Source organism: Ignavibacteria bacterium, from assembly GCA_025612375.1.
Lineage (GTDB): Bacteria > Bacteroidota > Ignavibacteria > Ignavibacteriales > SURF-24 > JAAXKN01.
In genome coordinates this window covers 40,732-67,638 of sequence record JAAXKN010000008.1, presented here as the reverse complement: position 1 = coordinate 67,638, position 26,907 = coordinate 40,732, and the positions used below count along the sequence as shown (strand labels likewise).

The window sequence follows — 26,907 nt, the reverse complement described above, 5'->3', positions numbered from 1 at the left end:
AAGCGAGCTCTCTATTGCTGAACTTTCATGCAATGAAGCTTTTACTGCAGCTTACGTCCTTAACCCCTCACGCTTCTCCACACCCTTTTACAGAGCTTAATAATATGTTGACTTTTGAGGCACCAGTTATATATTTTTACCTTTAATTAATTTAATCATCTTGAGGCATTAATGAAAAAATTTCTTTTTGCTGCTGCAATGTTTTTAACGGCTGCATCAGTAATATACCCGCAGCAGAAGCATGCCCTTACGGTCGACGACCTGTGGGCAATGAAAAGAGTCACCTCCCCCGTAATCTCTGCAGACGGGAAGACAATTGCATTTGTACTTACATCCTACAGCATGGATGAAAACAAGGGCAATGCGGATATCTGGATCGTTAACAGCGACGGTTCAAATTTAAGAGTTCTTAAAAATTCAGATAAAAATGAAACCGAGCCCCGCTTCCTTCCCGACGGGAAAGGAATTGTTTATTCTGTCGGAGGACAGCTCCACGAATGCAGCCTTGACGGCTCAGGCGATAAGGAACTGACAGATATATACTCTGCGGCCGGCGGAGAAGTTATCTCTAATGACGGCAGTAAAATTGCATTCGTTTCTTCTGTTTACCCGGAGTGCACCACTCAGGAGTGCAATAAGCAGAAAGACGAGGAAAAAGATAAAAGCAAGGTTAAGGCTTCCATTTTTACTGAACTCATGTACAGGCATTGGGACAACTGGAGAGGCGACAAAAGAAGCCACCTGTTCTTAATGGATAAAGATAAAAAGGAATATACCGACCTGACACTAAACAGCAAAGCTGACGTGCCGCCTATTGCCTTAGGAGGCTCAAACGACTACAGCTTCTCGCCTGACGGACAGGAAATTGCATTCACAATGAACGAAGCTGAAACTTTAGCCGTAAGCACAAACAATGATATTTTTATAGTTAAGCTTAAAGACGCAAATAAGGATGGGAAAACACCTTATACAAAAATTTCCATCAGCCGCGGCAACGACAACAGCCCCGTCTACTCCCCTGACGGAAAGTACATTGCCTACTGCTCCATGGAACGGGCTGGCTTTGAGGCAGACCGCCAGCGCCTTATGCTCTACGACAGGAAGACCGGATCAACAAAGGATTTGACCAAAGGCTTCGACCGTTCCGTTGGCGACATAACCTGGTCACCCGATTCAAAAGCAATTTATTTTGATTGTGCAAACGAGGTTTATAACTCAATTTACAGGCTGGATGTTGCAACCGGCAAAATTGACATACTCTTGAAAGATCATATAAATAACCTCTTCGGAATTTCTCCCGACGGCAAAACTGTTTATTTCAGCCAGATGAGAACGAACCTCCCCACAGAAATTTTTTCAATGAACTCAGACGGCTCAAGTGTTAAGCAGCTCACCTCCTCAAACACCGAACTCTTAAGCCGTCTCGAGATGAATCCTATTGAAACCTTCTGGAGCAAAGGCGCCGCAGGTGCAAAGGTTCAGTCTATTCTGGTTAAGCCCCCGTTTTTCGATCCCAACAAGAAGTATCCTTTAATGTTCTTAATTCACGGCGGACCGCAGGGGCACTGGGAAGATGACTTCCACTACAGATGGAACCTTCAGATGTTCGCTGCCCAGGGCTACGTGGTTGTTGCTCCGAACCCGAGAGGCTCAACAGGATACGGGCAGAAGTTTACAGATGAAATCTCAGGCGACTGGGGCGGCAAGCCTTATGTTGATTTAATGAATGCCTATGATTATGTTATTAGTAAATACAACTTTATTGACAGGAAAAATACCTTCGCAGCCGGTGCATCATACGGCGGATACATGATCAACTGGATTGAAGGCCACACGGACCGCTTTAACGCACTGGTATGCCACGACGGGGTGTTTAATCTTGAAAGCATGTACGGCACTACAGAGGAACTCTGGTTCCCCGAGTGGGAGAACAAGGGCAAACCGTGGACAAACAGACCCCTTTACAGAAAGTTTTCCCCTCATGAGTACGTGGAGAATTTCAAAACCCCGATGCTCATTGTGCAGGGAGGTATGGATTTCCGCGTGCCTGAAGAACAGGCTTTCCAGAATTTTACTTCTCTGCAGAGAAAAGGGGTTGAAAGCAAATTCCTCTATTTCCCCGAGGAAACTCACTTTGTTGTAAGACCCCAGAATGCCCGTTTATGGTGGAATACGGTTTTTGACTGGTTTAATAAACATTATAAGAGGCAAGGAATATGAGTGACTACCGCCCGGATCTGGATGAACTGGAACGCCCCTACACCAGCGAAGAGGAATACCGCAAGGGAGAAGAATTCGTAAGTGAAGAGCTGTGGACAAAACTGGAGAAAGTGGGAAAAAGAATCTCATTTACCAGGGATATTAAAGCACTGTTCAGATATATGCGCGACCCGTACGTATCATGGCACCGCAAGGCGATCGTAGTGGGAGCACTTATATACTTTATTTCTCCTATTGACGCCATCCCGGATCTGGCCCCTTTAATCGGGTATCTGGATGACCTGGGTGTAATAACTGCCGTGCTGAAATTTTTAGGCAGCGAACTCATCCCGTACTATGAGAGAAGATTTGTATAAAACTTAAGTTAAAATTTAGAGTAATCCGTTTGGGCAGGATACACTGTTAATATTATTTAACTTTTATCCTGCTCTTTATTTTTAAACAAGGACATTTAATGAAAAATTTCAAAGTAATTAAAAGCGAAACTTTATTCAGAGGCAAAGTATTTGACCTTCAGGTAGATCAGATAGAGTACAATAGCGGCAACCCCGGAGTCCGCGAAATAGCAATCCATCCGGGAGGAGCTGTTGTGGTTCCAATAAAAAATGACGGCAAAATAGTTTTTGTAAAGCAGTTCCGCTACCCTCTTCAGAAGGTTCTTCTTGAACTTCCGGCAGGAAAACTTGAGGTGGGCGAAGACCCCATGAAATGCGCCGTACGCGAGCTCGAGGAGGAAACAGGCTACAAGGCTGAGGAAATAACAAAGCTCGGCGCCATCTATACAACTCCCGGCTTCTGTACCGAAGTGCTTCACATATACCTTGCAAAGGGACTTACCCCCGGCAATCACAACCGCGAGGAAGGTGAACACGGCATGGAAGTGCTTGAGCTTACAAAAGAGGAAATTGAGGATAAAATTAAAAACGGTGAACTGGTAGACGCCAAAAGTCTCTCGGGCATACTGATGGCGAAAGTCAATTAAAAATTAAAAATGAAAAATTAAAAAGTAATGAAAGAAAGGTGCCAGGAAGTGTTCCTGGCACCTATAAAGCTTTCTATTTCAATTCTGGCTTTACCATAGCCAGGCTTTCAGGATCTATTCTCTTTATATACTGAAGCTCCCGCCCCATAAAAAGTTCCGCTATCTCCTTAAATTTCTGCGGTATATCGCTGACATAAAAGTCCTGAAGACCGTTGGAATATGAGTTTGTACAGAAGCCAATCCTTTCCAGCTCGCTTTTTACTACCGCTGCTGCTGCAATACCTGAATCTATAAGTTTTACGTCAGGTCCCATAACTTCCTGTATCACCTTGTAAAGGATCGGGTAGTGCGTACAGCCGAGCACGAGGGTGTCTATCCCAGCCTCTTTTAATTCCTTTAAGTACTCTTCTGCAATAAGGTAAGTTGCCTTGTGCTCTATCCACCCTTCTTCTGCCAGAGGTACAAACAGGGGGCATGCCTTTTCGAAGACCTCAACCTCAGGATTCAGGCGGTGTATTGCTTTTGAATACGCCTGGTTATTTATCGTGGTGTTTGTACCGATAACGCCAATTTTCCCGCTTACTGTATTTTTCAGCGCAAATGAGGCACCGGGCTCAATCATGCCTATAACCGGCACATTAAAATATTTTCTCAGCTCATCCAGAGCAACTGATGAGGCCGTATTGCAGGCAACAACAATAACCTTGACGTTTTTGCTCATAAGGAATCCCGCATCCTGCAGAGAATAATCCACTACGGTTGCATTGGATTTTGAGCCGTAGGGCACGCGGGCAGTATCCCCGAAATAAACTATGTTTTCTGTGGGTAAAATTGAAGAAATTCTTTTTACAACCGTCAGTCCGCCGATACCTGAATCAAATACACCTATCGGCTTTTCTTTTTCCATGAAATTCACTTTACTTGATCCTATAATTCTTATAACATCTGTTCTATGGCAGAGGTCAGCTCAGCCTTAATAAATTCATAATCGTTCTGAGACACCTTCTTTCCGTTGCGGTCCAAAAGGTAGAAGGAATCCACCACATCATCTGCCTTGGTGGAAATTTTAGCGAAGTAGATTGACAAACCCAGTTCGGAAAGTTTTCTTGTGATCTGATAAAGCAGCCCCAGGCGGTCGGGTGAGAATACGTCAATAATTGTAAATTTATCGTGCTCTTCAAATGCAATTTTAACCTTGCCAGAACGCTTGAAGAATTTGTTTTCTATACGCCACCACTTGGATTTCATGCGCTTGAACTCCTGCACCAGCTGGAAGCTTCCCTCAATAACCGCTTTTAAGTCGCTTTCAATTTTCTCATACCTTTCGGCTTCAACCAGCTTATGGGTCCTGAAATCCGTCACATTAAAACTGTCTATAACTATTCCGTCTTTGCGCGTAAATATCCTTGCGTCGTGTATATTCAGGTCGTTAATTGAAAGCACGCCGCAAAGCCTTGAAAGCAGTGACGGTGAATCCTTTGCTATTATCGTAATATTTGTAAAAACGTTAACCTGCTTGAAGAAAACAGAAAGGCTTAAGCCCTTGCTGATCTCTTTAAGGTGGCTTAATATCTCCTCTTCTGAAAAGTGCTGAATGTAGCCTATGTCGTCAATTGATTCTATATGCTTCTGCATCGTCGGGTCGGCCTCGGCCTGCGGGAAGCTGATTGTGCTTGAGAACAAAAGCTCCTCGCCCGTAAGCTGCTCAACCAGCATGGCCTTGGCCTTGCGGTAAAGCTCGGCCAGAAGGTCGCTTTTCCATTCTGTCCAGACCACAGGATTTACGGCCGACAAGTCGGCATACGTAATAAGATACAAAAGGTCCAGATCCATCAGAGAAGAAAACTTTGCCGTAAAGTTATTCAGCGTCACCGGGTCGTTCAGGTTACGCCTGAAAGCTATCTGTTCCATTACGAGGTGGTTTTCAACCAGGAAGCTTACCTGTTCGGCTTCCTTTTCATCATAGCCAAGGCGGTACATAACCGATGAGGCGATTTCGGCGCCAATGATCTCATGGCCTGAGACGCTGACGGGCTTTGCAATATCGTGCAGGAGTATTGCAAGATATAAAATTTCTTTTTCCTTGAGGCTGGTATAGATCCTTCCCAGCTCACTTTCCTGCCCAAAGAGGCTTTCCACGTTGCTGATTGCAATTAAGGTATGCTCGTCAGCCGTATAGTTATGATATACTCCTGCCTGGAAAAACCCTATAAGGTCGCCGAACTCCGGCAGTATGAGCTGAAGTGCGCCCAGCTCATTCATGTTTATAAGCGTCTCGCCGACGTTCTTGGGAAGTCTTAAAATTTCCCTGAAGAATACAGAAGAGCGCGCTTCGCTGCCCGAACTGTTTTCAGTCTGCCCTATGTGCTCTATGCTCTGAATTACCAAAGAGCGCAGGCTCTCGTCAAACCTTGCGCTGTAAAGCCCCCTGTAATAAAAAGCCCTTAAAATGTCAGAATGAGAAAGGCTGCGGCTGTCCTTAATTGAAAGCGTGGAGCCCTTCAGCGTAAAATCCTCATCAAGTTCTACGGCAAGGAAGTTTGACAGAGGATATGCAATTTCCTCCTCGTAGCGCCTGATCATAGTTTTCGAAAAACGGTTTACAGTATTTGCCGCCTGGAAATAGTTACGCATGAAGTTCTGTACGGATGAATCCCCTTTGTAATTCAGAATCTTCGCAATTTTTGTCTGTGCCCTGAATTCGAGGCGGTCGTTTCTGGTTTTGCTGATCAGGTGAAGCATATTGCGGACGTTCAGAATGAAGCGGTAGCTTTCCAGCACGCTCTTGCACTCGTTTGCCGAAGTAATCTTCTCTTCCCTCAGGCGGTGTATGAAGCTCTCGGCCTGTGTAATTTCCGACTGCTCTGTAAGAAGCACCCTGTTTTTCAGCGAATACATCCATTCTACCGCGTGCAGGTCCCTTAAGGCACCGGCAGACATTTTAAGGTTGGGCTCCAGAGTTTTTGCGGATTTCCCGTATTTGCTATACCGTGATTCAATGTCCCTGAAAAATTCAAAAAGGATCTCCGGCATATCCTGAGATTCTATGGAAGAGAATATCTGCCCGTTCCACTTCTGATAAACTTTTTCATTACCCAGAAGGAAACGCGTTTCAAAGAACTGTGTAAAAGTGTGCAGGTCCTTGTTCAGGAATTTTTCAATATCATAGAAATCGCGCGTTGTGTGTGAGACCTCAATTCCGCAGTCCCAGAGCAGCCTAACAAAGTCCCTGATCTGATTCTCATTGTCCTCAATCTTTTCGGCAATGAACATTATGTCTATATCGGAATACGGTGAGAGTTCCCTGCGGCTGAAGCTTCCGGCAGAGGCGAGGGCAAAGTCAGACTTTTCCTGCCCGGCAATCATGAAGATGTGCTCTTCGACCAGGAGGCTGTACGCCACGCAGAACCTGAAGGCATCTTTCTGAAGCTGGGGGTTGCGGAAAAGCTTATCCCTGCTTTTAATGAATTCCTGTTTTATTTCTGCCGGATTGATCATATTAAATTCTTTATTTTTCATTCAGCTTAAAAAAGGGGCAGGCAGCCCGCCTGCCCCTCTAAAAGCATTAATCATTTAAGTTTGTCGAACCTGGCCTGGAAGAACCTTAAATACTTAGGTTCATAAACCATCTTAAGGCCTTTAATGGATTTTCTGTTTTCATAAACCTCAACAATCGACTCGGTTGCCACGTCTATGTGAGCCTGTGTATAAACTCTTCTGGGCAGCGTAAGGCGTACGAGTTCAAGTTTAGGCAGGTTATGTTCTCCTGTAACCTTGTTTCTTCCTGCCGAAACGATGCCTCTTTCCATTGCGCGGACACCAGAATCGATATATATTTCATTACAGAGCGTCTGAGCCGGGAAATCGGTCTGCTTCAGATGGGGCAAGAATTTCTTTGCGTCAAGGAAGACTGCATGCCCGCCTATTGGGTGAACTATAGGCACTTTGTATTCCATGAGCCTGTTTCCAAAATACTCAACCTGTCCGATTCTTGCCCTGATTGTATCGAAGTTAACCATTTCCTCAATTCCGCGGGCCATGGCTTCCATGTCGCGCCCTGCAAGACCTCCGTAAGTATGTAAACCCTCATATACCACCACCAGGTTCCTTGCTTCCTCAAAAACCTTCTTATTTCTTGTAGCAAGAATGCCGCCGATATTAACCATAAGGTCTTTCTTTGCGCTGACCCAGATGCCCTCAAAGTGAGAGACCATTTCCTTTAAGATCTGTGCTATGGTCTTATCCTTATAGCCTTTTTCGCGCAATTTGATAAAATAGGCGTTTTCAACTGCACGTGTAGCATCCATCCACATTTTAATGCCGTGCTTCTGGCAGTACTTTTCAACCTCAACAATATTAGCCATGGAGATAGGCTGTCCGCCCGCCATGTTTACAGGTCCTGCAATGCTGAGATAAGGAATTTTTTTTGCGCCTACTTCCTTAACCAGTTTATCCAGCTTGTTAAGGTCTACATTGCCCTTGAAGGGATGTTCGCTTGCCGGGTTGTGTGCTTCATCAATAATAACGTCAACAAAAGTAGCGCCGGCCAGTTCCTGGTGAAGGCGTGTAGTAGTAAAGTACATATTACCGGCGACATAATCACCGGGTTTAATGAGTATCTTTGATACTATATGTTCGGCGGCTCTTCCCTGGTGAGTAGGGACAAAATAAGGAAGTCCGTAATATTTTTTTACGTTATCCCACAGGTAATAAAAATTTTTGCTTCCGGCATAGGCCTCATCGCCAATCATCATGCCGGCCCACTGATAGTCACTCATAGCGTTTGTACCGCTATCTGTGAGCAGATCGATATACACATCGTCTGATTTGAGCAGGAAAGTGTTATATCCGGCCTCTTTTGCGGCTTTTTCCCTGTACTCTCTTGTGGTCATTTTAATCGGTTCAACCACTTTGATTCTAAAGTTCTCAGCCCAGGATCTTTTGACTATCTTTTTTGCCATAACTTCTCCAGTTTAAGATTTTGTTTAATGAGAGTTTTCCCCATCCGGGATCTTCCGGCATGAGGACAGATTTATTTAACAATTAAGATAACTGACACTGATACTGTTACTAAAGGATGGCTCTTAAGTGCGTGCACTTTCATAATGGCGCCTTTGCAGAAAAAAGAGGGCATCCCTGCTCCTGACAAAAATTTTCCTTTTACTTCCCTATGGATCCTCTTACAATTAGTTTTCCCCCCAGTAGCTTTCCTTATAGTCGTCGCTCTCATAATCTGCTTCAATTACAGAAGAGATTCCGCCGCGCACCTTAAAGGCCGCGGTTATATGCATGTAGCGCGGCTTTGTAGCCTCAACCAGGTCGTCAAGAATTTTATTTGTTACGCTTTCATAAAATATCCCTTCGTTCCTGTAGGACTGCAGATAGAGTTTTAAGCTTTTAAGCTCGACGCAGAGTTCTTCCGGTATATATTCAATTGTAATTGTTGCAAAGTCAGGCTGTCCTGTCTTGGGGCAGAGCGATGTAAATTCGGTTGCCTCGTGTATAATAGTGTAATCCCTGTTGGGGTACTGGTTCTTAAACACTTCCAGGATCTTTACTCTTTCTTCCATTTATATCTCCTTAATAAAATTCCAAACTGATTCAAATAGTTTTTAATATGCCGGTCTTATCTTATAGCGGATCGGGTCTTCACATCCGGCTATCTTAAATCCCCTGAGCCTGAGGGCGCAGCTGTCGCACACTCCGCAGGCCTCGTCCTCGTTCTGGTAGCACGACCATGAAAGGTTCAAGGGGGCATTTAGTTCAATACCCTTTTTTACAATTTCTGCTTTAGAAAAATGGATTATCGGTGTTTCAATTTTAATTCTGGTTGAGGGTTTAGTACCCAGATCCAGCATCTTTTCAAAAGCGGCAAAAAACTCCGGGCGGCAGTCGGGATATCCCGAGGAATCCTCATATACTGCGCCTATAAAAATAGCCTCAGCCCCGAGGACTTCGGCCCAGCTTGCGCAGGCTGAAAGTATATTGCCGTTTCTGAAAGGGACATAAGACATAGGCACATCGGTTCTGGTGAGGTCCGCTTTTTCTATATCAATCGTTTTATCTGTAAGGGATGATCCGCCAATTTTAGCCAGGTGAGTATAGTCAATAATAAGCCTGTGTTTTACCTGGTAGTAATCCGCAATGTCCAAAAAAGCCTTCAGTTCACGTTTTTCTGTTCTCTGTCCGTAATTGAAATGTGCAAAGGCCACTTCATAGTCCCTCATTGCAATAGCGGCAGTAACCAGGCTGTCCATTCCTCCGCTTACGGCAACAACCGCAAGTTTTTTCCCGTTCATAATGCTCATAATATTTTTCTAAAAATGCAAGACAAGATACAAAAATAAAGCATGAAAATGAAAGGGCAGAAATGCGCAGCGTGTTAATTGTTTTGAAGTGATCTTTGGGCGCGGTAAATGCAGAAAATAAAAAAACTTGTACGAGGATAGCCATCTCCCCCAAGGCTCCCCCGTACAAGTCTATCATCTGGAAATGGAATATTAACAGTGCTAAAATACGACTCCGGGGTCGACTGAAAAATAACAGAATATATGAAAGTTTTGTAATAGATTTTGTTACAGGGATTTTGGGAGGGATTTTTCTATGACTAACCACGACCTTTAAGGCCTACGGTGTATACACATTTTAGAGCATAAAGCAATCCCCCCGTATATGAAATGTGAGCATCTGGAATAACGCAATCACTAAGCCCGCCTCGGGCGGGCGCTTTGTCTGTAGCCGGGGGTGACAAAACCCCGGAGGGGTGAGGGAACCCCCGGGAAACGTATTCCCCCCACACAAAAAAGAGCCCCGGGAGGGGCGACATGTATGGAAAATGGTTGAATCTATTGGGGAAATCCCGCCTAACCACAAATGATAACCCAATTTCATGAAATTTATCCATCATGGAACGGGAATATGTCGCGGCTGCCGCGGCTCCGGGGGTGGGGTTTGGGATCATTTCCCCCGGGGGTTCCCGCATTCACCTTCGGTGAATTTGGTCACCCCCGGCTACAAACAAAACACCCCTCCGGGGCTTAGTAACTGTGTCTTTCTAAATGCTCTTAATTTCACGGGTTTTCTGAATTCCTGAGTATGGAATAAAGCAGGTGCCAACTTGTGTATACACCATGGACCTAAAAGGTCGCGGCTATTCCAGTTCGATGAGTTTATTGTGGATGACGTACTGCGTGAGCTCCACGTTTGACTTCATGTTCATCTTCTCCAGTATGCGGTTGCGGTATGAGTAAACCGTGTTGATGCTGATTGAGATCTCTTCTGCTATCTCCTCGGCCGATTTCCCCGAGGCTATGCGGCACATTATCTGGTATTCCCTGTCTGAAAGCGTTTCGTGCGGAAGTGCCCTGTTCTTTGATTCGAATATGGAGGCAAGCTTTTCCGCCAGAGGCTCGCTTATATACCTTCCGCCAGAGACGATTTTTCTTATCGCCTTTACCAGTTCATCCGGGGCGCTTACTTTCTTGAGGTAGCCCGCGGCCCCGGCCTTGATTGCCCTCAGGCCGTACTGCTCCTCGGTATACATGCTCAATATTAAAACAGGAAGCGCGGGATAGAGCACCTTTAGTTCCTTTAAGGCCTCAAGACCGCTTTTGCCCGGCATATTGATGTCCAGGACAACAATCGTCCACTTACTCTTTTTCAGAAGATCGAACATCTCATTGGCATTTGAAGCCTCGCCAAGCACCTTCATATCGTTTTCTTCGGCCACAATCTGCTTTAAGCCCTCGCGTACAATTGCGTGGTCGTCTGCTATAAGAATTCTGATCAACTGAACTCCCCTTTTATTTTGTGTATGGAATCAAAAGAAATCCCGGCTAAAAATCAAGCCTCAGACTGTACTTTGTCTGCCGCCTGTTTTAATCCTTTTATACCCCGGCGTTCAGGATTTCATTTCTGCCGGCTACAGGCATAGCAACTTTTACAGAAGTTCCCCTGCCCGGCTCTCCTGAAATTACAACCGAGCCGCCCAGAATATAGGCGCGCTCCTTCATTCCCAAAAGCCCCAGTGACCTGGGGTCATAGAGCTGCTGTCCGGTAATTCCCTTGCCGTCGTCTGTCACCTCAAGAACCAAGTTCCTGCCGGAAATTCCCATAAATACGGATATAAGACTTGCATCTGCATGCCTTGCCACGTTTGTAAGCGCTTCCTGAAAGATCCTGAATATGGCTGTGGACTTTTCCTCATCCATTTCAATTTCCTCTTTCGGTAGGCTTAAGTCGCATTTAATTCCGGTACTTTTCTGAAAATCCTGTGCCTGCCATTCTATGGCGGGTATCAGCCCCAGGTCGTCGAGTATCCCCGGCCTGAGCTTTGCCGATATCCTCTGCACCGATTCAACTGTTTTATCAATTACCTTGCTGGCAGATTCAATTTTTTCCTTTAAGTATTTCTGGTCGTCTCTGAGTTTATTTGCAAAGAGGGATATCTGTATCTTCAGGACCGTAAGCACCTGTCCTAGTTCATCATGGATCTCGCGGGCAATCATTGTTCTTTCCTCTTCCCTGATGGACTGTATTCTTGAAGAAAGGTTTCTCAGCTGCTGGCTTGTTGCTTCCTCCTGCTGTTCATGCTGGTAGATCCTGTTTGTAAGTTCTTTTTCAGTTTCCTCGAATCGTTCTGTTTTCTCTTTTATAAAGCTCCTTAATTCCACAACCATCTTGTTAAAGTTCCGCCCCAGATTGCCTAGCTCGTCCATTGCATTTATATCTACCGTGGCATCCAGGTCCCCGATTGACACCCTGTTTGCCGCTTCATTGAGCCTTTGAACCGAGCGCGTAATGTTTCCCGAAACAAAAATAAAGATCATTGTTGTAAGCAGAATAAAAACGCCTGCAATGCCGAGAGCTAAATACTTTTTATATTTAAGCTCTACGATCCTTTTTTTAATCAGGTTATCCAGCTCTTCGGTGGAGCTTTTCCAGAGCTTGAAGTTTGAATCCACGGCCTGAATTGCCGAGGCTTCAAATAAAGCCTTTTCAGGAATAGTTCTGTTTTTTAAGGCGCTGTCCAGTATCTGAGTAAAAAACCTGGATTTATTTATGGCATCCAGCAGTTTTGTCTTCAGGGCACTTTGCAGCTGTCCGCCTGCGTTACGCCCGAAGGCGTATTCCATAGTCACCCGGGTTTTAACTATATTGGATTTTAAGAGCCCGTTAAGCTCAAGCACGCGTGAGAGTTCATCAGGGCTCAGCCTGAGTCCGGTATGTATCATATCGGAATAATGTATGATCTGGTAGATCTGAAAAGTAGCTTCCGGAATTCTCATCAGGACCGTATTCATCAGGTAGTAGCTGTCGAGCCTCGGGTCAAGTATGAGGTTGGATAAGTCTCCTACGTCAATGATTACAAAGCGGACCTTCTGCAGCATTTCCATGCTCTTATAGCCCTTTTCCTGAAGGGAGGCAACAGGAAAGTTACTGATGAATTCAGACCTCAGGGCTGTAATTTCCTTTATATCATTAGATATCCTGCTGTAGCATGGGAATTTCTTTTCATATTCATCCAGGCGCCTGAAGGCGGCGTCAACTTTGCCGGAAAGTACTTCAGCCTTAGTGTTTATTTTTCCGTAAATTGCCTCACGGTCAAGCTGCCACATATACCTGTAGAGTTCACTTAAGGGCTGGAGATAGACTGTTCCCCTTAATTCTCTGTCCGCAAAATCTATCGATATATTCTTTTCTGAGATGAGCTGGTAAAGCAGTATTACGAGGGGCAGAAGAAAGCCCAAAGCCGTAAGCCTCAGCTTCCAGGATATTTTTATATTCCTGATGATCTTGGGTTCAAAAGGCGCCATTGGATCCTTTGTTTAATTACTCGGAGCAAATTCTTATTCCTGCGAACATATTAAAAATCCATGCAAAGGTAAAGGGAAAGGCGGAGGTATAGAATTCAACTTAAAACTTAAAACTTAAAATTTAACATTTATTGGGGCTGATTCGAAATTAAAAGAAGTTTTTATTATCTTCGCATTATACTATAATTTTTTTTGGAGTAAGTAAGAACCGATGCAATTTAAGACACGAACACATACCTGCGGAGAGCTGAGAGAGCAAAACATTGGAGAGGAAGTCGTCCTGAACGGCTGGGTAGATACCAGGCGTGATCTTGGAGGAGTAATATTCATTGACCTGCGCGACCGTTACGGCATTACGCAGGTGGTCTTTGAGCCTCATTATAATTCAGAAACTCACGAGCTTGCAAAAGACTTAAGAGGAGAGTATGTAATTTCCGTAGTAGGCAAGGTAAGACGCCGCCCCGAGGGCACTGAAAACCCGCAGCTTTCTACAGGACTTATAGATGTAATGGCGGATAAGCTCATTATACTCAACCAGGCTAAAACGCCGCCATTCCCTTTGACAGATAATGTGGATACAAATGAGGACCTGCGCTTAAAGTACCGCTATCTGGACTTAAGACGCCCTTCTATGCAGAAGAACCTGCTTCTGCGCCACAAGATGTACCAGATTACAAGGAAGTATTTTGACGAGAACAGCTTTGTTGAAATTGAAACTCCGGTCTTAATGAAAAGCACTCCTGAGGGCGCAAGAGATTATCTGGTGCCGAGCCGCGTCCATAAGGGAAAATTCTACGCCCTGCCGCAGTCGCCGCAGCAGTATAAGCAGATACTGATGGTTTCAGGCATGGACCGCTACTTCCAGGTTGTAAAGTGCTTCCGCGACGAGGATTTAAGAGCCGACAGACAACCCGAGTTTACGCAGATAGACGTTGAGATGTCTTTTGTGGACCAGGAAGACGTTTTCGGTATCGTCGAAGGCCTGATGCAGCGGTTCTTTAAGGAAATTAAAGACTACGACCTCACGCTCCCCATTCCAAGACTGACATTTGACCAGGCCATGGAAAAGTACGGCAGCGACAAGCCCGACCTTAGATTCGGTCTTGAGATGATTACATTAAATGAAGAGCTTAAGAATTCAACTTTCCGCGTCTACCAGGATGCAATAGAAAAAGGCGGCATCGTAACTTCACTTCTTGCAAAAGGATGCGGAGATTATACAAGAAACCAGCTTGACGTTCTGACAGATTTTGTAAAGAAGCTTGGTGCCAGCGGCCTCATATGGATGAGGGTAAAAGAAGACGGCCTGGAATCTCCCACTGTTAAATTCTTAACCGAAGAAGAACAGAAGGCAATTATTAAGAAGATGGGTGCTGAGGCAGGAGATTTGATATTCATAATTTCAGGCCCACGCCTGAAAGCTCTGACCGTAATGGGCTACTTAAGGCTTGAGATGGCACGCAGGCTAAGCCTGATTACGCCAGAAGCCAAGCCGGCGCTTCTGTGGGTTACGGACTTCCCTCTTTTCGAGTGGGACGAAGATACAAAGCGTTTCTATGCAATGCATCACCCGTTTACCTCTCCAAGGCTTGAAGACGTTGAATACATGCTTACAGACCCGGCAAGGGTTAAAGCCCGCGCATACGATCTTGTATTAAACGGAAGCGAAATTGCCGGAGGCAGCATAAGAATCCACGACGCAAACCTTCAGTCATTGATGTTCAAGGCTTTGGGTATTTCGGATGAAGAAGCCGAGATGAAGTTCGGATTCCTTATGAACGCCTTCAAGTACGGAGCACCGCCTCACGGAGGAATTGCATTCGGATTCGACAGAATGGCTATGATATTTGCCGGTGCGCCTTCAATAAGGGAAGTAATAGCGTTCCCGAAGACAGCCAGCGCAGTATCTTTAATGGACGAGGCCCCCTCAACCGTAGCCGACGACCAGTTAAAAGAGCTGCACATAAAAGTCAGATAATCTACAAAATAATATAAAAAAGGCGGGTCTTTAAGCCCGCCTTTTTTTATATATTAACTTGATGCCATGAACAATTTCACAGTATCTCTGGTATGGATGAGATTGTACCTGCTCCAGTTTCATTCCGGCTTTCTGAATATAACCTATTGCTATCCGCTTTAGCGGATACCTATTTGTAGGAATATGAAAGAAAAGATTTTCAGAACCACGTAGTGGTTCCATATTTTTCCCTACCCAAACACATATTTAAGATCATATTTCACCCCGAATGATTTCAAAAATTCAATGTATTCTTCCTGAAATGTCCGTATCCTGTGGTGTTCTTCCTGGCGAGCAATGTATCTGACCACCCTGTCAATATGTGAATGTGAATATGAAAATGCACCGTATCCATCCTGCCATTTGAATTCACCCAGGCAGAGTCTCTTATCATTGATAAAACATGTTGAAGAACGCTTTACTTCCCTGACAATCTCAGCAATGGACAATTCCGTATTCAGACCAAGGAAATAATGGATATGATCACTTACGCAGTTAATTGCAATCATCTTCTGACGTTTTTTAGATACAATTCCTGTAATGTACTTGCAGAGCTCATCCTTGAAGTCCGGATGGTTTAAAGGTACTCTGCCCAGTGTGGAATGAACAATATGGATGTAGACCTGGGAATACGTGTTTGCCATGCCAGCATACCTCATAATTGTTTTTAAGGGAAGGTTAATGATATTATTATAAATAATACCACAACATGCAAGCGGGAAGGGAAAATATAGAATGTTTATTATTCCGTGCAAAGCCGGCATATGGAACCACTGCGTGGTTCGGAATTTATTTTTGATCTGCTTTTCTACAAATAGGTATCCGCTAACGCGGATAGGACAATTTTCAATTCAGTGTTGAAATAATTCTTTTAACCGCTTTCAGCGGTTGTCTATTTGTAGGTATCCGCTAACGCGGATAGGAAAAACTTTGCTTTGAATCAAAGAAATTTCCTAACTGCGTTAGCAGTTACCAATTTGTAGCATTTGTAAACGAATTATTTCAAGATTGTCATCTTCTTTGCGGAGGTGTAGTTACCGGCTTTGAGACGGTAGATGTATATGCCGCTTGGAAGGCCTTCGCTCTTGAATTCAGCTGTGTAACGGCCGCTATTCTGGTGCATATTAACTAGCGTTGCCACTTCACGCCCCAAAATATTGTATACCTTAAGCGTTACATCCGATGCCTCAGGAATTGAATAGTCGATCTGCGTCCCGGGGTTAAAGGGATTTGGATAGTTCTGGCTCAGGCTGTATTCAACCGGAATCGCAACCTCTCCTGTATCACTTGTGTTTACTATCTCATGAAACTTCTTCCTGGCGTTCTGGACCGTATTCCTCAAATCCGCCATCGTCTCTCCTGCAAAAATTGCAAAGGCAACTTCAAGCGTGTCGTTTGCTTTTATGCTATATGGGCCTCCGGATACCACCATGGAAATGTCCCCTGTTCCGGCGCTCATTTTCTGTGTCGAGAGTGTTGTCCACTTCTCCTGTTTTGTAAATTCGTTCTGGCTCGGGGTATATAAACCAACCCCGCCTTCGGAGCCGTCGTTGCGTATGGCGTAATAGTTGAAATCGCCTGAAGATACAAGCGCGCATCCTGCAATTACTCCGGGATTACTGAGCTGGCTATATGCATAGCCGAAGTTGTAATCCTTTTCCCAGTATGCATTATCAGCCGTAGCCGTATCGGCATTAATGTCCCAGTCAAGGAATAACCCCGCACGGAAGCCGGTTATGTCGTTTCCGCTTTTGTTGGCCATGCGGTATCTTAAGATCACAAATTTATCATAGGGCGCCTGTGCGTATGAATAAGAACGAAGCGTTGTTTCAACCCCCAGGCTGTAGCTCCCGGCGTCCTCGTCATTAAACATGGTAAACCCTTCATAGCCTCCCGTTAACTGATTTTTAGCAAGCATAAAATTCTTCAGCACCTTAAAATCCTGTTCCTGCACGTCACCCGTTCTTGCGGCGTCTGTGAGCTTATCCGCGGAAATTCCGTACATAAGGGCGCCTTCAAAAAGAAGGTTCGATCCCCCGTTGTAGCGGAAGCCGTCGCCTTCAAAATTCATCGGGTAGTCATTAAAGCCAAGATTCCCCTTGCTCGTAATTGTAAGACCGGCTTTTCCCGATGTCTGGGTCATGTAGGAAGGGTTAACCTTAACTGCAATCACCTGGTAGTCGGAATATGTGCCGTCATTATATTTAAGGAGGAGCTTCATTTCATAATTATTCGGCACATTGCTGTTTATGGTAAAGCGGAACTTGCTCATGCTGTTATTAAAGCTTGAAAGTGTCTGAGCCTGCCCCTGGCTGAATGACGCTCCTGTAACCGAAGCATAGCCGTCCAGACTCTCTAAAGTTATACTCAGTGAAGATACCGGATCCAGGTAATTTACAAAATTTGCTGAAAGGGTTACTGTTTCGCCGGGTTCAAAAACCCCATTGTTATTCCCCTCCTCATCGGAGAAAACAAAATCGTAACCCCTTACGGATTTCGAGTTTACGTTATTTAATGCCTTAAAGGCGTTGATCCTTCCTCCGCCTAACTGGTACTTATACGAAGGATTGGCGGCGTCTATGTTGTCGCAGTTAACCCTTATCTGTTCTGCTGCCTGGCGGGGCGTAAACTGTGGAAAACGCGACAGTACCAGTCCTGCAAGCCCTGCAACAAGTGGTGAAGCCATTGAGGTTCCGGAGAGGTTTCTGTATACGTCCTGTTTCCATGTAGAATAAATGTTGCTTCCCGGGGCAAATACATCCACCGTAGAGCCGAAGTTTGAGTAGTATGATCTGGTGTCATTCAGCTGGTCTGTTGAGCCCACTGATAGCACGCCGTCGTAAGAAGCCGGATATGAAGCCGCGTCTGAATTTTCATTGCCGGCAGAGGCGACAATAAGCACATTCTTTGAAAGGGCGTAATCCACCACGTCCTGCCCCATCTTTGAATATCCGTCACCGCCCCAGCTGCAGTTGATTACCCTGGCGCCGTTATCCACGGCATAGATTATTCCCTCATAGCCGTAATCGACATAAACTTCACCCTGGGAATCACGGTCGTCGTTTCTTGAGGTTTTAACTGCCATAATCCTGCAGTTATACCCTATGGAGGCTATTCCTTTTCCGTTACCCGTTGTGGCAGCGGCAATACCGGCCACGTGCGTCCCGTGGTCAGCCTGATCCTCGTCCGGGTTATTGTCGGGCGTTCCTGTCATGCCACCGAAGTCCCATCCCCTTACGTCATCAACGTAGCCGTTATGGTCGTCATCAACTCCGTTATCCGGAGTTTCCTTTGTATTTATCCAGATTTTATCCGTCAGATCGGGATGGCCCCATTCTACTCCTGTATCCACGATGCCGATAATTATTGCATCGCTTCCTTTGGTAATTCCCCATGCAAGCTCGGCCTGTATGGTCGCAAGGCTCCACTGCTGGCTGTAGCTGGGGTCGTTTGGCACTGTGCTGGTTTTGTATACAAAGTGGGGTTCTGCCCAGAGGACTTCACCTGTGGATTTGACTTTCTCTGCCATATCCCGGGGATCAACGTCCGAGCCGTACTCAACTGTAACTATATCTTCCAGAATGCCAGTCTTATCGGGAAATGTACTTGATATATTTTTAATACTGTAGGCACTCAGCTTTTTACTTAAGGAAGCATAAGCCAGAGACTTATTCAGCCTCGCTCCGGACTTCAGCTTTACTACAACTTCACCCCGGAGGTAATGAGTGTTTCCCTGGCCCAATACCCTTCCCTTTTGGGAGGTGGCGCTAAAAGCCAGATTACTTAAAAATATAAAAAAGAACAGGTAAGCAGCTTTTCTTAACATCTTGACGACCTTCACTTATGTCTGGTAACAGTTCAGGACATACGCCTGAACTGTTACTTTGATTGTTTATAAGGAACTTTGATTATTAAATTCAAAAAAGTTATTCTTTTTGTTAATATCCGGAACCGATGGATCACCCAGCTCTACTGATTTTATTTTTCCGCTTGTTCCGCATTCGATCCACGTGGAGCTGGAATCTTTCCATACTTCAGCGTCCCGCGGAATAATTACCTTCCTGCCGTCTTCCCACGTTATGTTAAGAACAATTGGAACAGGTATTGTACCTTCATTTGTAATTAGCAATTTTAATTTATTATCTTCAACTTTTACTTCTTTTATTGCCAGGTCGGGGTAACCTTTTTCAAAAAACCATCTGTTCCAGAACCAGTTTAAGTCAGTTTTAAGATAATCATTGAACGTGTTGAAGAAATCATATGGGCCGGGGTGTTTTCCGTTCCAGCGGCTTATGTATTCTCTGAGCGCATTATCGAAGGTTTTCTTTCCCAGTAAAGCCCTCAGCATGTCGTAGGCCACTCCAGGCTTTCTGTATGAAGCAATTCTGTACGAGCCCCATTTCATCATATAAGAAAGCGTCATAATGGGCATGTCCTGCTCGCCTCCGGCAAAAGAGGCATAGTCACGGGCATTTTCCGATCTCGGGTCATATCCCGGAGCAAGGGAAGCCTGCAGGTCGAAAGGTATCATGGTTGCCCAGCCTTCATCCATCCACGCGTACTTGCGCTCGTTTGTACCCATATAAAACGGGAAGTATGTGTGCGTAATTTCGTGGGAGGTAACGTGCACGGTTTCAGAGCGGTTTTCCATAGAGCCGTCGTTAACCATCATGGGAAACTCCATGCCTCCTTCACCGTTAAAAACTGTAAGGCACGGGTACGGATACGCTACACCCGGAAGGTCGAACGAAAGGCTTTCAACCGTTTTTCTTGCAATTGAAGCTACCTCATAGAAATCCTTTGAAGCCTCATTGTATGCTGCACTTATAAAAGTCCTGCGGTGAGAGCCTTTATCCACCTCAATGCTCACGCCGTCCCAGAGATAATGGCTGCTCATTGCAAAGGCAAAGTCGGGCACGCGACTGGCCTTAAAGTGCCAGGTGCGGCTGTCATTATCCTGGTAAATGTCTTTTTTTGAAAGGTCTTCTTTTGTAACAATGTTAACTACATTGTCCGAAGTTTTTGCAAGATTTATGCGGTCAAGAATCTTGTCTGAAAATATATCTTTGGCGTTCTGAAGTTCACCCGTAGCCCAGAGGCCGATTCCCTCAGGCTCGGTCAGTTCAACGTCATAGTTTGAAAAATCGTTATAAAATTCCACCGTTCCCGTGTAATCTGTCCTGTCCCATCCGTCTATGTCGTCATATACCGCCATCTGTGGGTACCAGTATGCAACCATGAACGTTGAATCTCCGTAAGTGCCCATTCTGAATGAGCCGTTGGGCATTGTAAAGCTCCAGCTTACTTCAAGTTTAATGTTGCTTTTAGGGAGGATCTTTTCAGGCACCTTAACGGTCATGTTTGTACCCGAGCGGTTTACTGTTTTATTGTCCTTAATATTTATTTCACTTCCGGCAACGGTTAAATTTTCAATATTCATCCCGTCCGAGAGGAATCTTTTGCCCACTGGAAAATCCCTTGCGGCCTCATACCTGAATATATCATGGTAAAGCCTTATTACAATTTCCTTAAGCGTGTCGGGGCTGTCGTTGAAGTAAGTAATTTCTTCTTTTCCCGTAAGGAGTCTTGTTTTGGGGTCCAGCGAGGCCTGGATCTTATAGTCCGAACGGTTCTGCCAGTAGTTTTTCCCCGGCATTCCGCTTAGCGTGCGCGTTTGCTTTTCTACGGCATTTTTAATGTTAAGAGGGACATATAAATCCTTAGCCTGTGAAAATAAATCTGTACTTAATAATAAAAGAGTAATTAATAATGGAAGCATGATGCGTGCAGCAGGTAAAGACGGGCTCTTCATCTTTTGTCTCCTTGGTAATTATGTCTGAATTACAAAATCCCGGAAGTCTTTTATAGTAACTCCCGGGATTTATAATTTATTCTTTCTAAAGATTAATATTTTTTATATCTGTTCAAATCAGATCTGTTCAAAAACCGTTGTATCTGTTTTTGTGGTTTCTGCAAGTGCGTTTTCAAGGCACTCAATTATATCGGCAGCGTTTTCAATTCCTACCGAAAGCCTTACCAGGCCTTCTGTAATTCCAGCGGTTTTTCTTCCTTCCTTGCCCATTGAGGCGTGTGTCATGCTTGCAGGATGCTGAATTAAGGTTTCAATGCCGCCAAGACTTACAGCCAGCTGGCAGAGTTTAACCGAGTTCATCATAATCTCACCTGCCTCGTAGCCTCCTTCAACTTCAAAAGAGATAACGCCGCCGTGTCCGCCATGGTGCTGTTTCTGAGCAATTTCATACTGCGGATGGCTCTTAAGTCCCGGATAGGCAACCCATTTTACGAGTGGGTGCTTTTCCAGAAATTCAGCTACCGCCTGTGCGTTTTCGCAGTGCTTCTGCATTCTGAGAGAAAGGGTTTTGATTCCCCTGTGCACAAGGAATGAATTAAAGGGATCAATGACGCCGCCTATCTGATTTAATACTTTTTTAAATACCTTATAAGCTTCCTCATCCTTAACCACAACAATTCCCGCAACGACATCCGCGTGCCCGTTTAAGAATTTCGTCATGCTGTGCAGCACAACGTCAGCACCAAATTCCATAGGGCGCTGCAGAGCAGGGCTTAAAAATGTATTATCCACAACAAGCTTTGCACCGTTAGCGTGCGCAATCTTTGCTGCTCCTTCCAGGTCGGTAATAGAAAGTGTCGGGTTTGCGGGGGTTTCCACGTACAGCATTTTTGTATTTGGGCGCATTGCCTCTTTTACTTTCGCGAGGTCCGAAGTGTCTACAAATGTAGTCTCCACGCCGAAGTTTGCCATTATAGTGATGAGGAGTGTGGAAGTGGGGCCGTATACAATTGAAGAACATACAACGTGGTCGCCTGCTTTAAGCATTGCCATAAAAACAGTGTGAACTGCGGCCATTCCGCTTGCGCATCCAAGTGCCTTGTATCCGCCTTCAAGTTCAGCCACACAGTCTTCCAGAGCTTCCACGGTAGGGTTGGTCATCCTTGTGTAGATATATCCCTTTTCCTTTCCTGCGAAAAGAGACGCTCCGTGCTGGGCCGAATCAAACCTGAATGTTGAGGTCTGGTAAATTGGAGGAGTTACTGGTCCGAACTCATAACTGCCGATTCCTGAATGAACGCATTTTGTGTCGAAATTCCGGATGTCGTGATTTTTCATAAAAAACCTGGTTTTTGTTTTTTAATCATGTATTTATTTTTCTTCCGGATCTAAAATAGCTAACGCCGTTAAATATTCAAAGTGGATTTATTTTTGTCTTTTTGGGTGAAAAAAAACCCTGAAAAGTACAAAGACCTTTCAGGGTTTAACAAATTTAAGATCAAATTACGCGATCTTATATATCCAGAGCCTCTTCAACTTCAACGGACTCTTTTCCGTTTGCAGTTTCCTGAGCCTCATCATCTTCGGAAATTACGCGTGCGATATCAGCAATTGAATCGTCTTCGCTGAGTCTTATGAGCCTTACGCCCTGGGTATTCCGTCCCATGACTCTCAGGTCTCTGACGCTCTGGCGAATGATCATTCCCTGTTCGGTCATGATTACGAGTTCATCGTTGTCGTTAACTTCCCTCATTGCTATCATCTTGCCGTTTTTATCGCTTGTCTTGATAGTAATGATTCCCTTGCCGCCGCGGTGAGTGAGTCTGTAATCCTCAAGGTCCGAGCGTTTGCCATAGCCCTTGTCGGTTACAACAAGAACCGTTGAAGCGCGGCTTATGACTATGAGTCCAACAACAACGTCTCCCTTGCCAAGGTTGACTCCGCGTACGCCGGTGGCTGTACGTCCCATGTCGCGGACGTCTTTCTCGCTGAAGCGGATTGCCATACCGTTGCGGGTACCAAGAATGAGGTCGTTATTGCCGTCGGTTTTCTTAACCTCAATCAGGCGGTCGCCGTCAGTAAGGTTAATGGCGTTAATGCCGCCTTTTCTGACGTTTGAGTAGGCTGAAAGGACAGTCTTCTTAACCGTGCCCTGTTCTGTTGCCATAACAAGGTACATGTCGTCACTGAATTCCTTGACAGAAACGAAAGCCGTAATGTTTTCGTCCTTTTCCTTTTCAATCAGGTTAAGTATCGAGCGGCCTCTGGAGGCGCGTCCTCCTTCGGGAATCTCGTGAACCTTCAGCCAGTAGCACTTGCCCTTGTCTGTAAAGAACATTATGTAATGGTGCGTTGAAGCGATAAACATGTGTTCAACAAAGTCATCTTCTTTCGTACCGGCACCGGTAACTCCCTTGCCTCCGCGTCCCTGCTTGCGGTATCCGCTGACCGGGAAGCGCTTGATGAAGCCGTTATGCGAGATTGTTACAACAACGTCTTCCTCGGCAATGATATCTTCAAGTGAGAATTCCTTGTAGTCGCGGATGATATCTGTTCTTCTTTCGTCGCCGTATCTTTCCTTGATAGCCTGGAGTTCCTGTATGATAATCTGATATCTTTTTTCTTCGCTTGCCAGAATGCCTCTTAATTTTTCAATTAACTTTATTATTTCCCTGTACTCGTCTTCAATTTTCTTTCTTTCCAGGCCTGTCAGCCTCTGAAGCCTCATATCCAGGATTGCGCGTGCCTGTATTTCTGAGAGCTTGAAGCGCCTCATAAGGTTGTTCTTGGCGGTCTCAACGTCCCTTGACTTCTTAATTGTCTCGATCACTTCATCTATATTGTCGAGTGCAATTATATAGCCTTCAAGAATGTGGGCGCGCCGTTCTGCGGCGTCGAGCTCGAACTTTGTCCTTCTGATCAGGACTTCCATTCTGTGTTCGAGGAAGTACGACATCATTTCCTTCAGCGTCAGGATCTTCGGTATACCCTTAACGAGTGCCAGCATAATGACGCCGAAAGTGATCTGCATCTGTGTGTGCTTAAAGAGCTGGTTTAAGACCACCTCAGGCTGAGCGTCGCGCTTAAGTTCAATTACAACCCTCATTCCGTCCCTGTCCGACTCATCGCGTATGTTCGATATGTCGTTTATTTTTCCTTCGCGGACCAGTTCAGCAATTTTTTCAATGAGGTTAGCCTTGTTTACCTGGTAGGGAATTTCAGTTACAACGATGTTTTCCCTGTCGTTTTTGAGTGTTTCAACGTTAGCCTTTGCCCTTACAACCACACGGCCGCGGCCCGTTGTATAAGCCTCCTTTACGCCGTCGTAGCCGAAGATAATTCCGCCCGTGGGAAAGTCAGGCGCCGTAACATACTTCATCAGTTTTTCAGAAGTAATGTCGGGGTTTTTAATGAGTGCCACCAGGCCGTCAACCACTTCAACAATGTTGTGAGGCGGAATGTTTGTTGCCATACCAACAGCAATACCGCTTGCACCGTTGACAAGAAGGTTCGGAAGGTATGAAGGCATAACCACCGGCTCCTGCAAAGAGTCGTCAAAGTTAGGTGCGAAATCAACCGTGTTCTTATCCAGGTCGCGCAGCATTTCCTCGGCTATTCTTGCCAGGCGTGCCTCTGTATAACGCATAGCAGCAGCAGAGTCGCCGTCAACGGAACCGAAGTTACCCTGGCCGTCAACCAATGGGTATCTAAGTGAGAAATCCTGCACCATTCTAACCATCGTATCATATACTGCCGTATCGCCGTGCGGATGGTACTTTCCTAAAACCTCACCGACGATTCTTGCTGACTTTTTATACGGCTTATTGAACGGAACTCCCAGTTCATGCATTCCATACAAAACTCTGCGGTGAACAGGTTTAAGGCCATCTCTTACATCCGGCAATGCTCTTGAAACTATAACAGACATAGCATAATCTATATAGGAGGATTTCATTTCCTCTTCCAATGCAACCGGCACTATTTTTTCAAAAATTGTAGCCATACTAAAAATATTTCCTGTTTTATAATAATTTTATCTTAACTCTTTACTGCCTACTAATTACAACTTGCTAATTAGTAATTTATACGTCCAGGTTGCGGACATACTTTGCATTCCTTTCAATGAATTCCCTTCTGGGTTCAACAGCATCTCCCATAAGAGTTTCAAATATCTTATCGGCTGCTGCGGCACTTTCAAGGTTTACCTGAAGGACCGTTCTGGTCTCAGGATTCATTGTTGTAGCCCAGAGCTGCTCGGGATTCATTTCTCCAAGACCTTTATAGCGGGATATCAGTACGCCTTTTGGTGAACCGTCGGCTGCAAGCTCTTCGCCGTCCTGTCCGTCGTTTGAAGAGCCGTTACCCTTAAAGCGTTTTAATATGTTATCCCTTTCTTCGTCGTCATATGCATACTGCTCTTCCTTTCCCTTCTTGATCTTATACAAGGGCGGCTGAGCTATGAATATTCTTCCTGAAGTCACGAGCTCTTTCATGTGGCGGTAGAAGAAGGTCAGAAGAAGCGTTCTGATATGGCTTCCGTCCACGTCGGCATCCGTCATAATTATCACTTTGCCGTAGCGCGCTTTCTCGGGGTTAAAGTCGCCTCCAATACCCGCGCCTATTGCGGCAATGATGGTCTTGATTTCATTGTTTTCAAGTATCTTGTTCAGCTTTGCTTTTTCGACGTTCAGGATCTTGCCTCTTAGAGGCAGGATTGCCTGGAAGCGCCTGTCGCGTCCCTGCTTGGCAGAGCCGCCTGCGGAGTCACCCTCAACTATATACATTTCGCAGTGTTCGGGATCGTTAATAGAGCAGTCTGCAAGCTTGCCCGGCAGGTGCATGCTGTCGAGTGCATTCTTTCTTCTTACGAGGTCACGCGCTTTTCTAGCAGCTTCCCTGGCCTCTGCGGCCCTAAGGCACTTTTCAATTATTTTTTTGCCTACAGAAGGATTTTCCTCCAGGAATTCAGCCAGCTTTTCTCCTACTATCGATTCAACAACAGACTTTACCTCGCCGTTTCCGAGTTTTGTTTTTGTCTGTCCTTCAAACTGCGGCTCTGCTACTTTTACCGAAATTACCGCTGTCAGCCCCTCTCTGAAGTCGTCACCTGAAAGCGTGATCTTGCCTTCTTTAATGAGGTTATTTTTTGCAGCATAGTTGTTGAGCGTACGCGTAAGAGCCGACTTAAAGCCCACGAGGTGAGTTCCGCCTTCGTGTGTATTAATATTATTTACGTATGAGAATATATTTTCAGAATATGTATCGTTATACTGGAAAGCCACTTCAACCGGAGTGTTTTCCTTTTCACCTTCAACATAAACAGGTTTATGCAGTGCCTCACGGGCCTCGTCAAGGTACTTCACAAATTCAATGATTCCGCCCTTGAAGTGATAAGTAATATCCTCGCCTCCGTTGCGTTCGTCCTTGATCTGGATGCTGATATTCTTGTTCAGATAGGCCAGTTCCATCATTCTTTCTGTAAGGGTGTCGAATTTGAACTTCTGGTTCTTGAATATTTCCTTATCTGGTAAGAATGTAACCTTTGTGCCTGTCTCACCCTTTTTGGTTTTACCTACGATCTTAACGTCGTATTTTGGTACCCCGCGTGTGTACTCCTGCTGATAAATGTTGCCGTTTAATTTTACTTCAACCTGAAGCCATTCCGAAAGGGCGTTTACAACAGAGACACCAACGCCGTGCAGACCGCCTGAGACCTTATAGGAATTCTTATCGAACTTGCCGCCTGCGTGAAGCACGGTCATAACCACTTCAAGCGCCGACTTCTTTTCCTCGGGATGTAAATCAACCGGGATACCGCGCCCGTTATCTATAACACTAACGGATTCGTCTTTATTAATTGTAATTACAATACTGTCAGCATAACCGGCAAGTGCCTCATCAATACTATTATCAACCACTTCATTCACCAGGTGATGAAAGCCTCTTGCGCCCACGTCGCCAATATACATGGCTGGCCTTTTACGGACGGCTTCCAGTCCCTTTAACACATTTATATTCTTTGCCGTATAACTATTTTCTGCCATTTCTTTTGCCAATTTTA

At 45.1% G+C, this 26,907-nt stretch carries 17 protein-coding genes; 4 read left to right on the top strand and 13 right to left on the bottom strand.

Annotation, left to right across the window (positions count from 1 at the left end; all coding sequences use genetic code 11):
- Window positions 1-171 precede the first annotated feature (171 nt).
- From HF312_07765 to HF312_07755, 3 genes are all read left to right on the top strand, one after another.
- Complete coding sequence (locus tag HF312_07765; GenBank protein ID MCU7520102.1) at window positions 172-2,220, top strand: S9 family peptidase; 2,049 nt, start codon at window positions 172-174, stop codon at window positions 2,218-2,220.
- Window positions 2,217-2,576, top strand: coding sequence for a DUF1232 domain-containing protein (locus HF312_07760; protein MCU7520101.1), 360 nt, complete (start codon window positions 2,217-2,219; stop codon window positions 2,574-2,576). The genes HF312_07765 and HF312_07760 overlap by 4 nt, the downstream gene beginning before the upstream one ends.
- A 98-nt stretch (window positions 2,577-2,674) precedes the next feature.
- Window positions 2,675-3,202: an NUDIX hydrolase gene (locus tag HF312_07755; GenBank protein ID MCU7520100.1), complete on the top strand. Its 528-nt coding sequence runs from the start codon at window positions 2,675-2,677 to the stop codon at window positions 3,200-3,202.
- 73 nt (window positions 3,203-3,275) lie between these two features.
- Here the strand turns inward: HF312_07755 and HF312_07750 are convergent, their stop codons facing one another.
- The 7 genes from HF312_07750 to HF312_07720 all read right to left on the bottom strand — a co-directional run bounded on the left by HF312_07750 (window position 3,276) and on the right by HF312_07720 (window position 13,017).
- Window positions 3,276-4,109: a glutamate racemase gene (locus tag HF312_07750; protein MCU7520099.1), complete on the bottom strand. Its 834-nt coding sequence runs from the start codon at window positions 4,107-4,109 to the stop codon at window positions 3,276-3,278.
- Window positions 4,110-4,138: 29 nt separating this feature from the next.
- A complete protein-coding gene (gene glnD, locus HF312_07745; protein MCU7520098.1) occupies window positions 4,139-6,700 on the bottom strand; it encodes a [protein-PII] uridylyltransferase in 2,562 nt (853 codons plus the stop codon).
- A 71-nt stretch (window positions 6,701-6,771) separates the two neighbouring features.
- Window positions 6,772-8,163, bottom strand: a complete 1,392-nt coding sequence (locus HF312_07740; protein ID MCU7520097.1) for a tyrosine phenol-lyase — start codon at window positions 8,161-8,163, stop codon at window positions 6,772-6,774.
- Between the two features lie 225 nt (window positions 8,164-8,388).
- Window positions 8,389-8,772, bottom strand: coding sequence for an NADPH-dependent 7-cyano-7-deazaguanine reductase QueF (queF, locus tag HF312_07735; protein MCU7520096.1), 384 nt, complete (start codon window positions 8,770-8,772; stop codon window positions 8,389-8,391).
- A gap of 42 nt (window positions 8,773-8,814) precedes the next feature.
- Window positions 8,815-9,501 (bottom strand): 7-cyano-7-deazaguanine synthase QueC, encoded by a 687-nt coding sequence (gene queC, locus HF312_07730; GenBank protein MCU7520095.1) that lies wholly within the window; start codon window positions 9,499-9,501, stop codon window positions 8,815-8,817.
- Between the two features lie 851 nt (window positions 9,502-10,352).
- Entirely contained in the window at window positions 10,353-10,991 is a 639-nt protein-coding gene (locus HF312_07725) for a response regulator transcription factor (protein ID MCU7520094.1), read from the bottom strand.
- A gap of 97 nt (window positions 10,992-11,088) precedes the next feature.
- Complete coding sequence (locus HF312_07720; GenBank protein ID MCU7520093.1) at window positions 11,089-13,017, bottom strand: HAMP domain-containing protein; 1,929 nt, start codon at window positions 13,015-13,017, stop codon at window positions 11,089-11,091.
- Window positions 13,018-13,228: 211 nt separating this feature from the next.
- On the opposite strand from HF312_07720, the gene aspS reads away from it, so the two are divergent.
- Complete coding sequence (gene aspS, locus HF312_07715; GenBank protein MCU7520092.1) at window positions 13,229-14,995, top strand: aspartate--tRNA ligase; 1,767 nt, start codon at window positions 13,229-13,231, stop codon at window positions 14,993-14,995.
- A gap of 230 nt (window positions 14,996-15,225) precedes the next feature.
- On the opposite strand, the gene HF312_07710 is transcribed toward aspS, so the two are convergent.
- From HF312_07710 to gyrB, 6 genes are all read right to left on the bottom strand, one after another.
- Window positions 15,226-15,678, bottom strand: a complete 453-nt coding sequence (locus HF312_07710; GenBank protein MCU7520091.1) for a transposase — start codon at window positions 15,676-15,678, stop codon at window positions 15,226-15,228.
- A 353-nt stretch (window positions 15,679-16,031) separates the two neighbouring features.
- Window positions 16,032-18,860, bottom strand: a complete 2,829-nt coding sequence (locus HF312_07705) for a S8 family serine peptidase (protein ID MCU7520090.1) — start codon at window positions 18,858-18,860, stop codon at window positions 16,032-16,034.
- A 66-nt stretch (window positions 18,861-18,926) separates the two neighbouring features.
- Entirely contained in the window at window positions 18,927-20,846 is a 1,920-nt protein-coding gene (locus tag HF312_07700; protein ID MCU7520089.1) for a M1 family metallopeptidase, read from the bottom strand.
- Window positions 20,847-20,963: 117 nt separating this feature from the next.
- A complete protein-coding gene (locus HF312_07695; GenBank protein ID MCU7520088.1) occupies window positions 20,964-22,184 on the bottom strand; it encodes an aminotransferase class I/II-fold pyridoxal phosphate-dependent enzyme in 1,221 nt (406 codons plus the stop codon).
- A gap of 175 nt (window positions 22,185-22,359) precedes the next feature.
- Entirely contained in the window at window positions 22,360-24,849 is a 2,490-nt protein-coding gene (gene gyrA / locus HF312_07690) for a DNA gyrase subunit A (protein MCU7520087.1), read from the bottom strand.
- A 79-nt stretch (window positions 24,850-24,928) separates the two neighbouring features.
- Window positions 24,929-26,890 carry a DNA topoisomerase (ATP-hydrolyzing) subunit B gene (gene gyrB, locus HF312_07685; GenBank protein ID MCU7520086.1) on the bottom strand — a complete coding sequence of 654 codons (1,962 nt, stop codon included), beginning with the start codon at window positions 26,888-26,890 and terminating at the stop codon, window positions 24,929-24,931.
- Between the last annotated feature and the right edge of the window lie 17 nt (window positions 26,891-26,907).

Excerpts from the sequence above, each read along its gene's own strand:
- gyrB (MCU7520086.1), bottom strand. The coding sequence starts at position 26,890 with ATGGCAGAAAATAGTTATACGGCAAAGAATATAAATGTGTTAAAGGGA.
- HF312_07755 (MCU7520100.1), top strand. The coding sequence starts at position 2,675 with ATGAAAAATTTCAAAGTAATTAAAAGCGAAACTTTATTCAGAGGCAAA.
- queF (MCU7520096.1), bottom strand. The coding sequence starts at position 8,772 with ATGGAAGAAAGAGTAAAGATCCTGGAAGTGTTTAAGAACCAGTACCCC.
- HF312_07765 (MCU7520102.1), top strand. The coding sequence starts at position 172 with ATGAAAAAATTTCTTTTTGCTGCTGCAATGTTTTTAACGGCTGCATCA.
- queC (MCU7520095.1), bottom strand. The coding sequence starts at position 9,501 with ATGAACGGGAAAAAACTTGCGGTTGTTGCCGTAAGCGGAGGAATGGAC.
- HF312_07750 (MCU7520099.1), bottom strand. The coding sequence starts at position 4,109 with ATGGAAAAAGAAAAGCCGATAGGTGTATTTGATTCAGGTATCGGCGGA.
- HF312_07710 (MCU7520091.1), bottom strand. The coding sequence starts at position 15,678 with ATGGCAAACACGTATTCCCAGGTCTACATCCATATTGTTCATTCCACA.
- HF312_07700 (MCU7520089.1), bottom strand. The coding sequence starts at position 20,846 with ATGAAGAGCCCGTCTTTACCTGCTGCACGCATCATGCTTCCATTATTA.
- glnD (MCU7520098.1), bottom strand. The coding sequence starts at position 6,700 with ATGATCAATCCGGCAGAAATAAAACAGGAATTCATTAAAAGCAGGGAT.
- aspS (MCU7520092.1), top strand. The coding sequence starts at position 13,229 with ATGCAATTTAAGACACGAACACATACCTGCGGAGAGCTGAGAGAGCAA.
- HF312_07740 (MCU7520097.1), bottom strand. The coding sequence starts at position 8,163 with ATGGCAAAAAAGATAGTCAAAAGATCCTGGGCTGAGAACTTTAGAATC.
- HF312_07695 (MCU7520088.1), bottom strand. The coding sequence starts at position 22,184 with ATGAAAAATCACGACATCCGGAATTTCGACACAAAATGCGTTCATTCA.
- HF312_07760 (MCU7520101.1), top strand. The coding sequence starts at position 2,217 with ATGAGTGACTACCGCCCGGATCTGGATGAACTGGAACGCCCCTACACC.
- HF312_07720 (MCU7520093.1), bottom strand. The coding sequence starts at position 13,017 with ATGGCGCCTTTTGAACCCAAGATCATCAGGAATATAAAAATATCCTGG.
- gyrA (MCU7520087.1), bottom strand. The coding sequence starts at position 24,849 with ATGGCTACAATTTTTGAAAAAATAGTGCCGGTTGCATTGGAAGAGGAA.
- HF312_07705 (MCU7520090.1), bottom strand. The coding sequence starts at position 18,860 with ATGTTAAGAAAAGCTGCTTACCTGTTCTTTTTTATATTTTTAAGTAAT.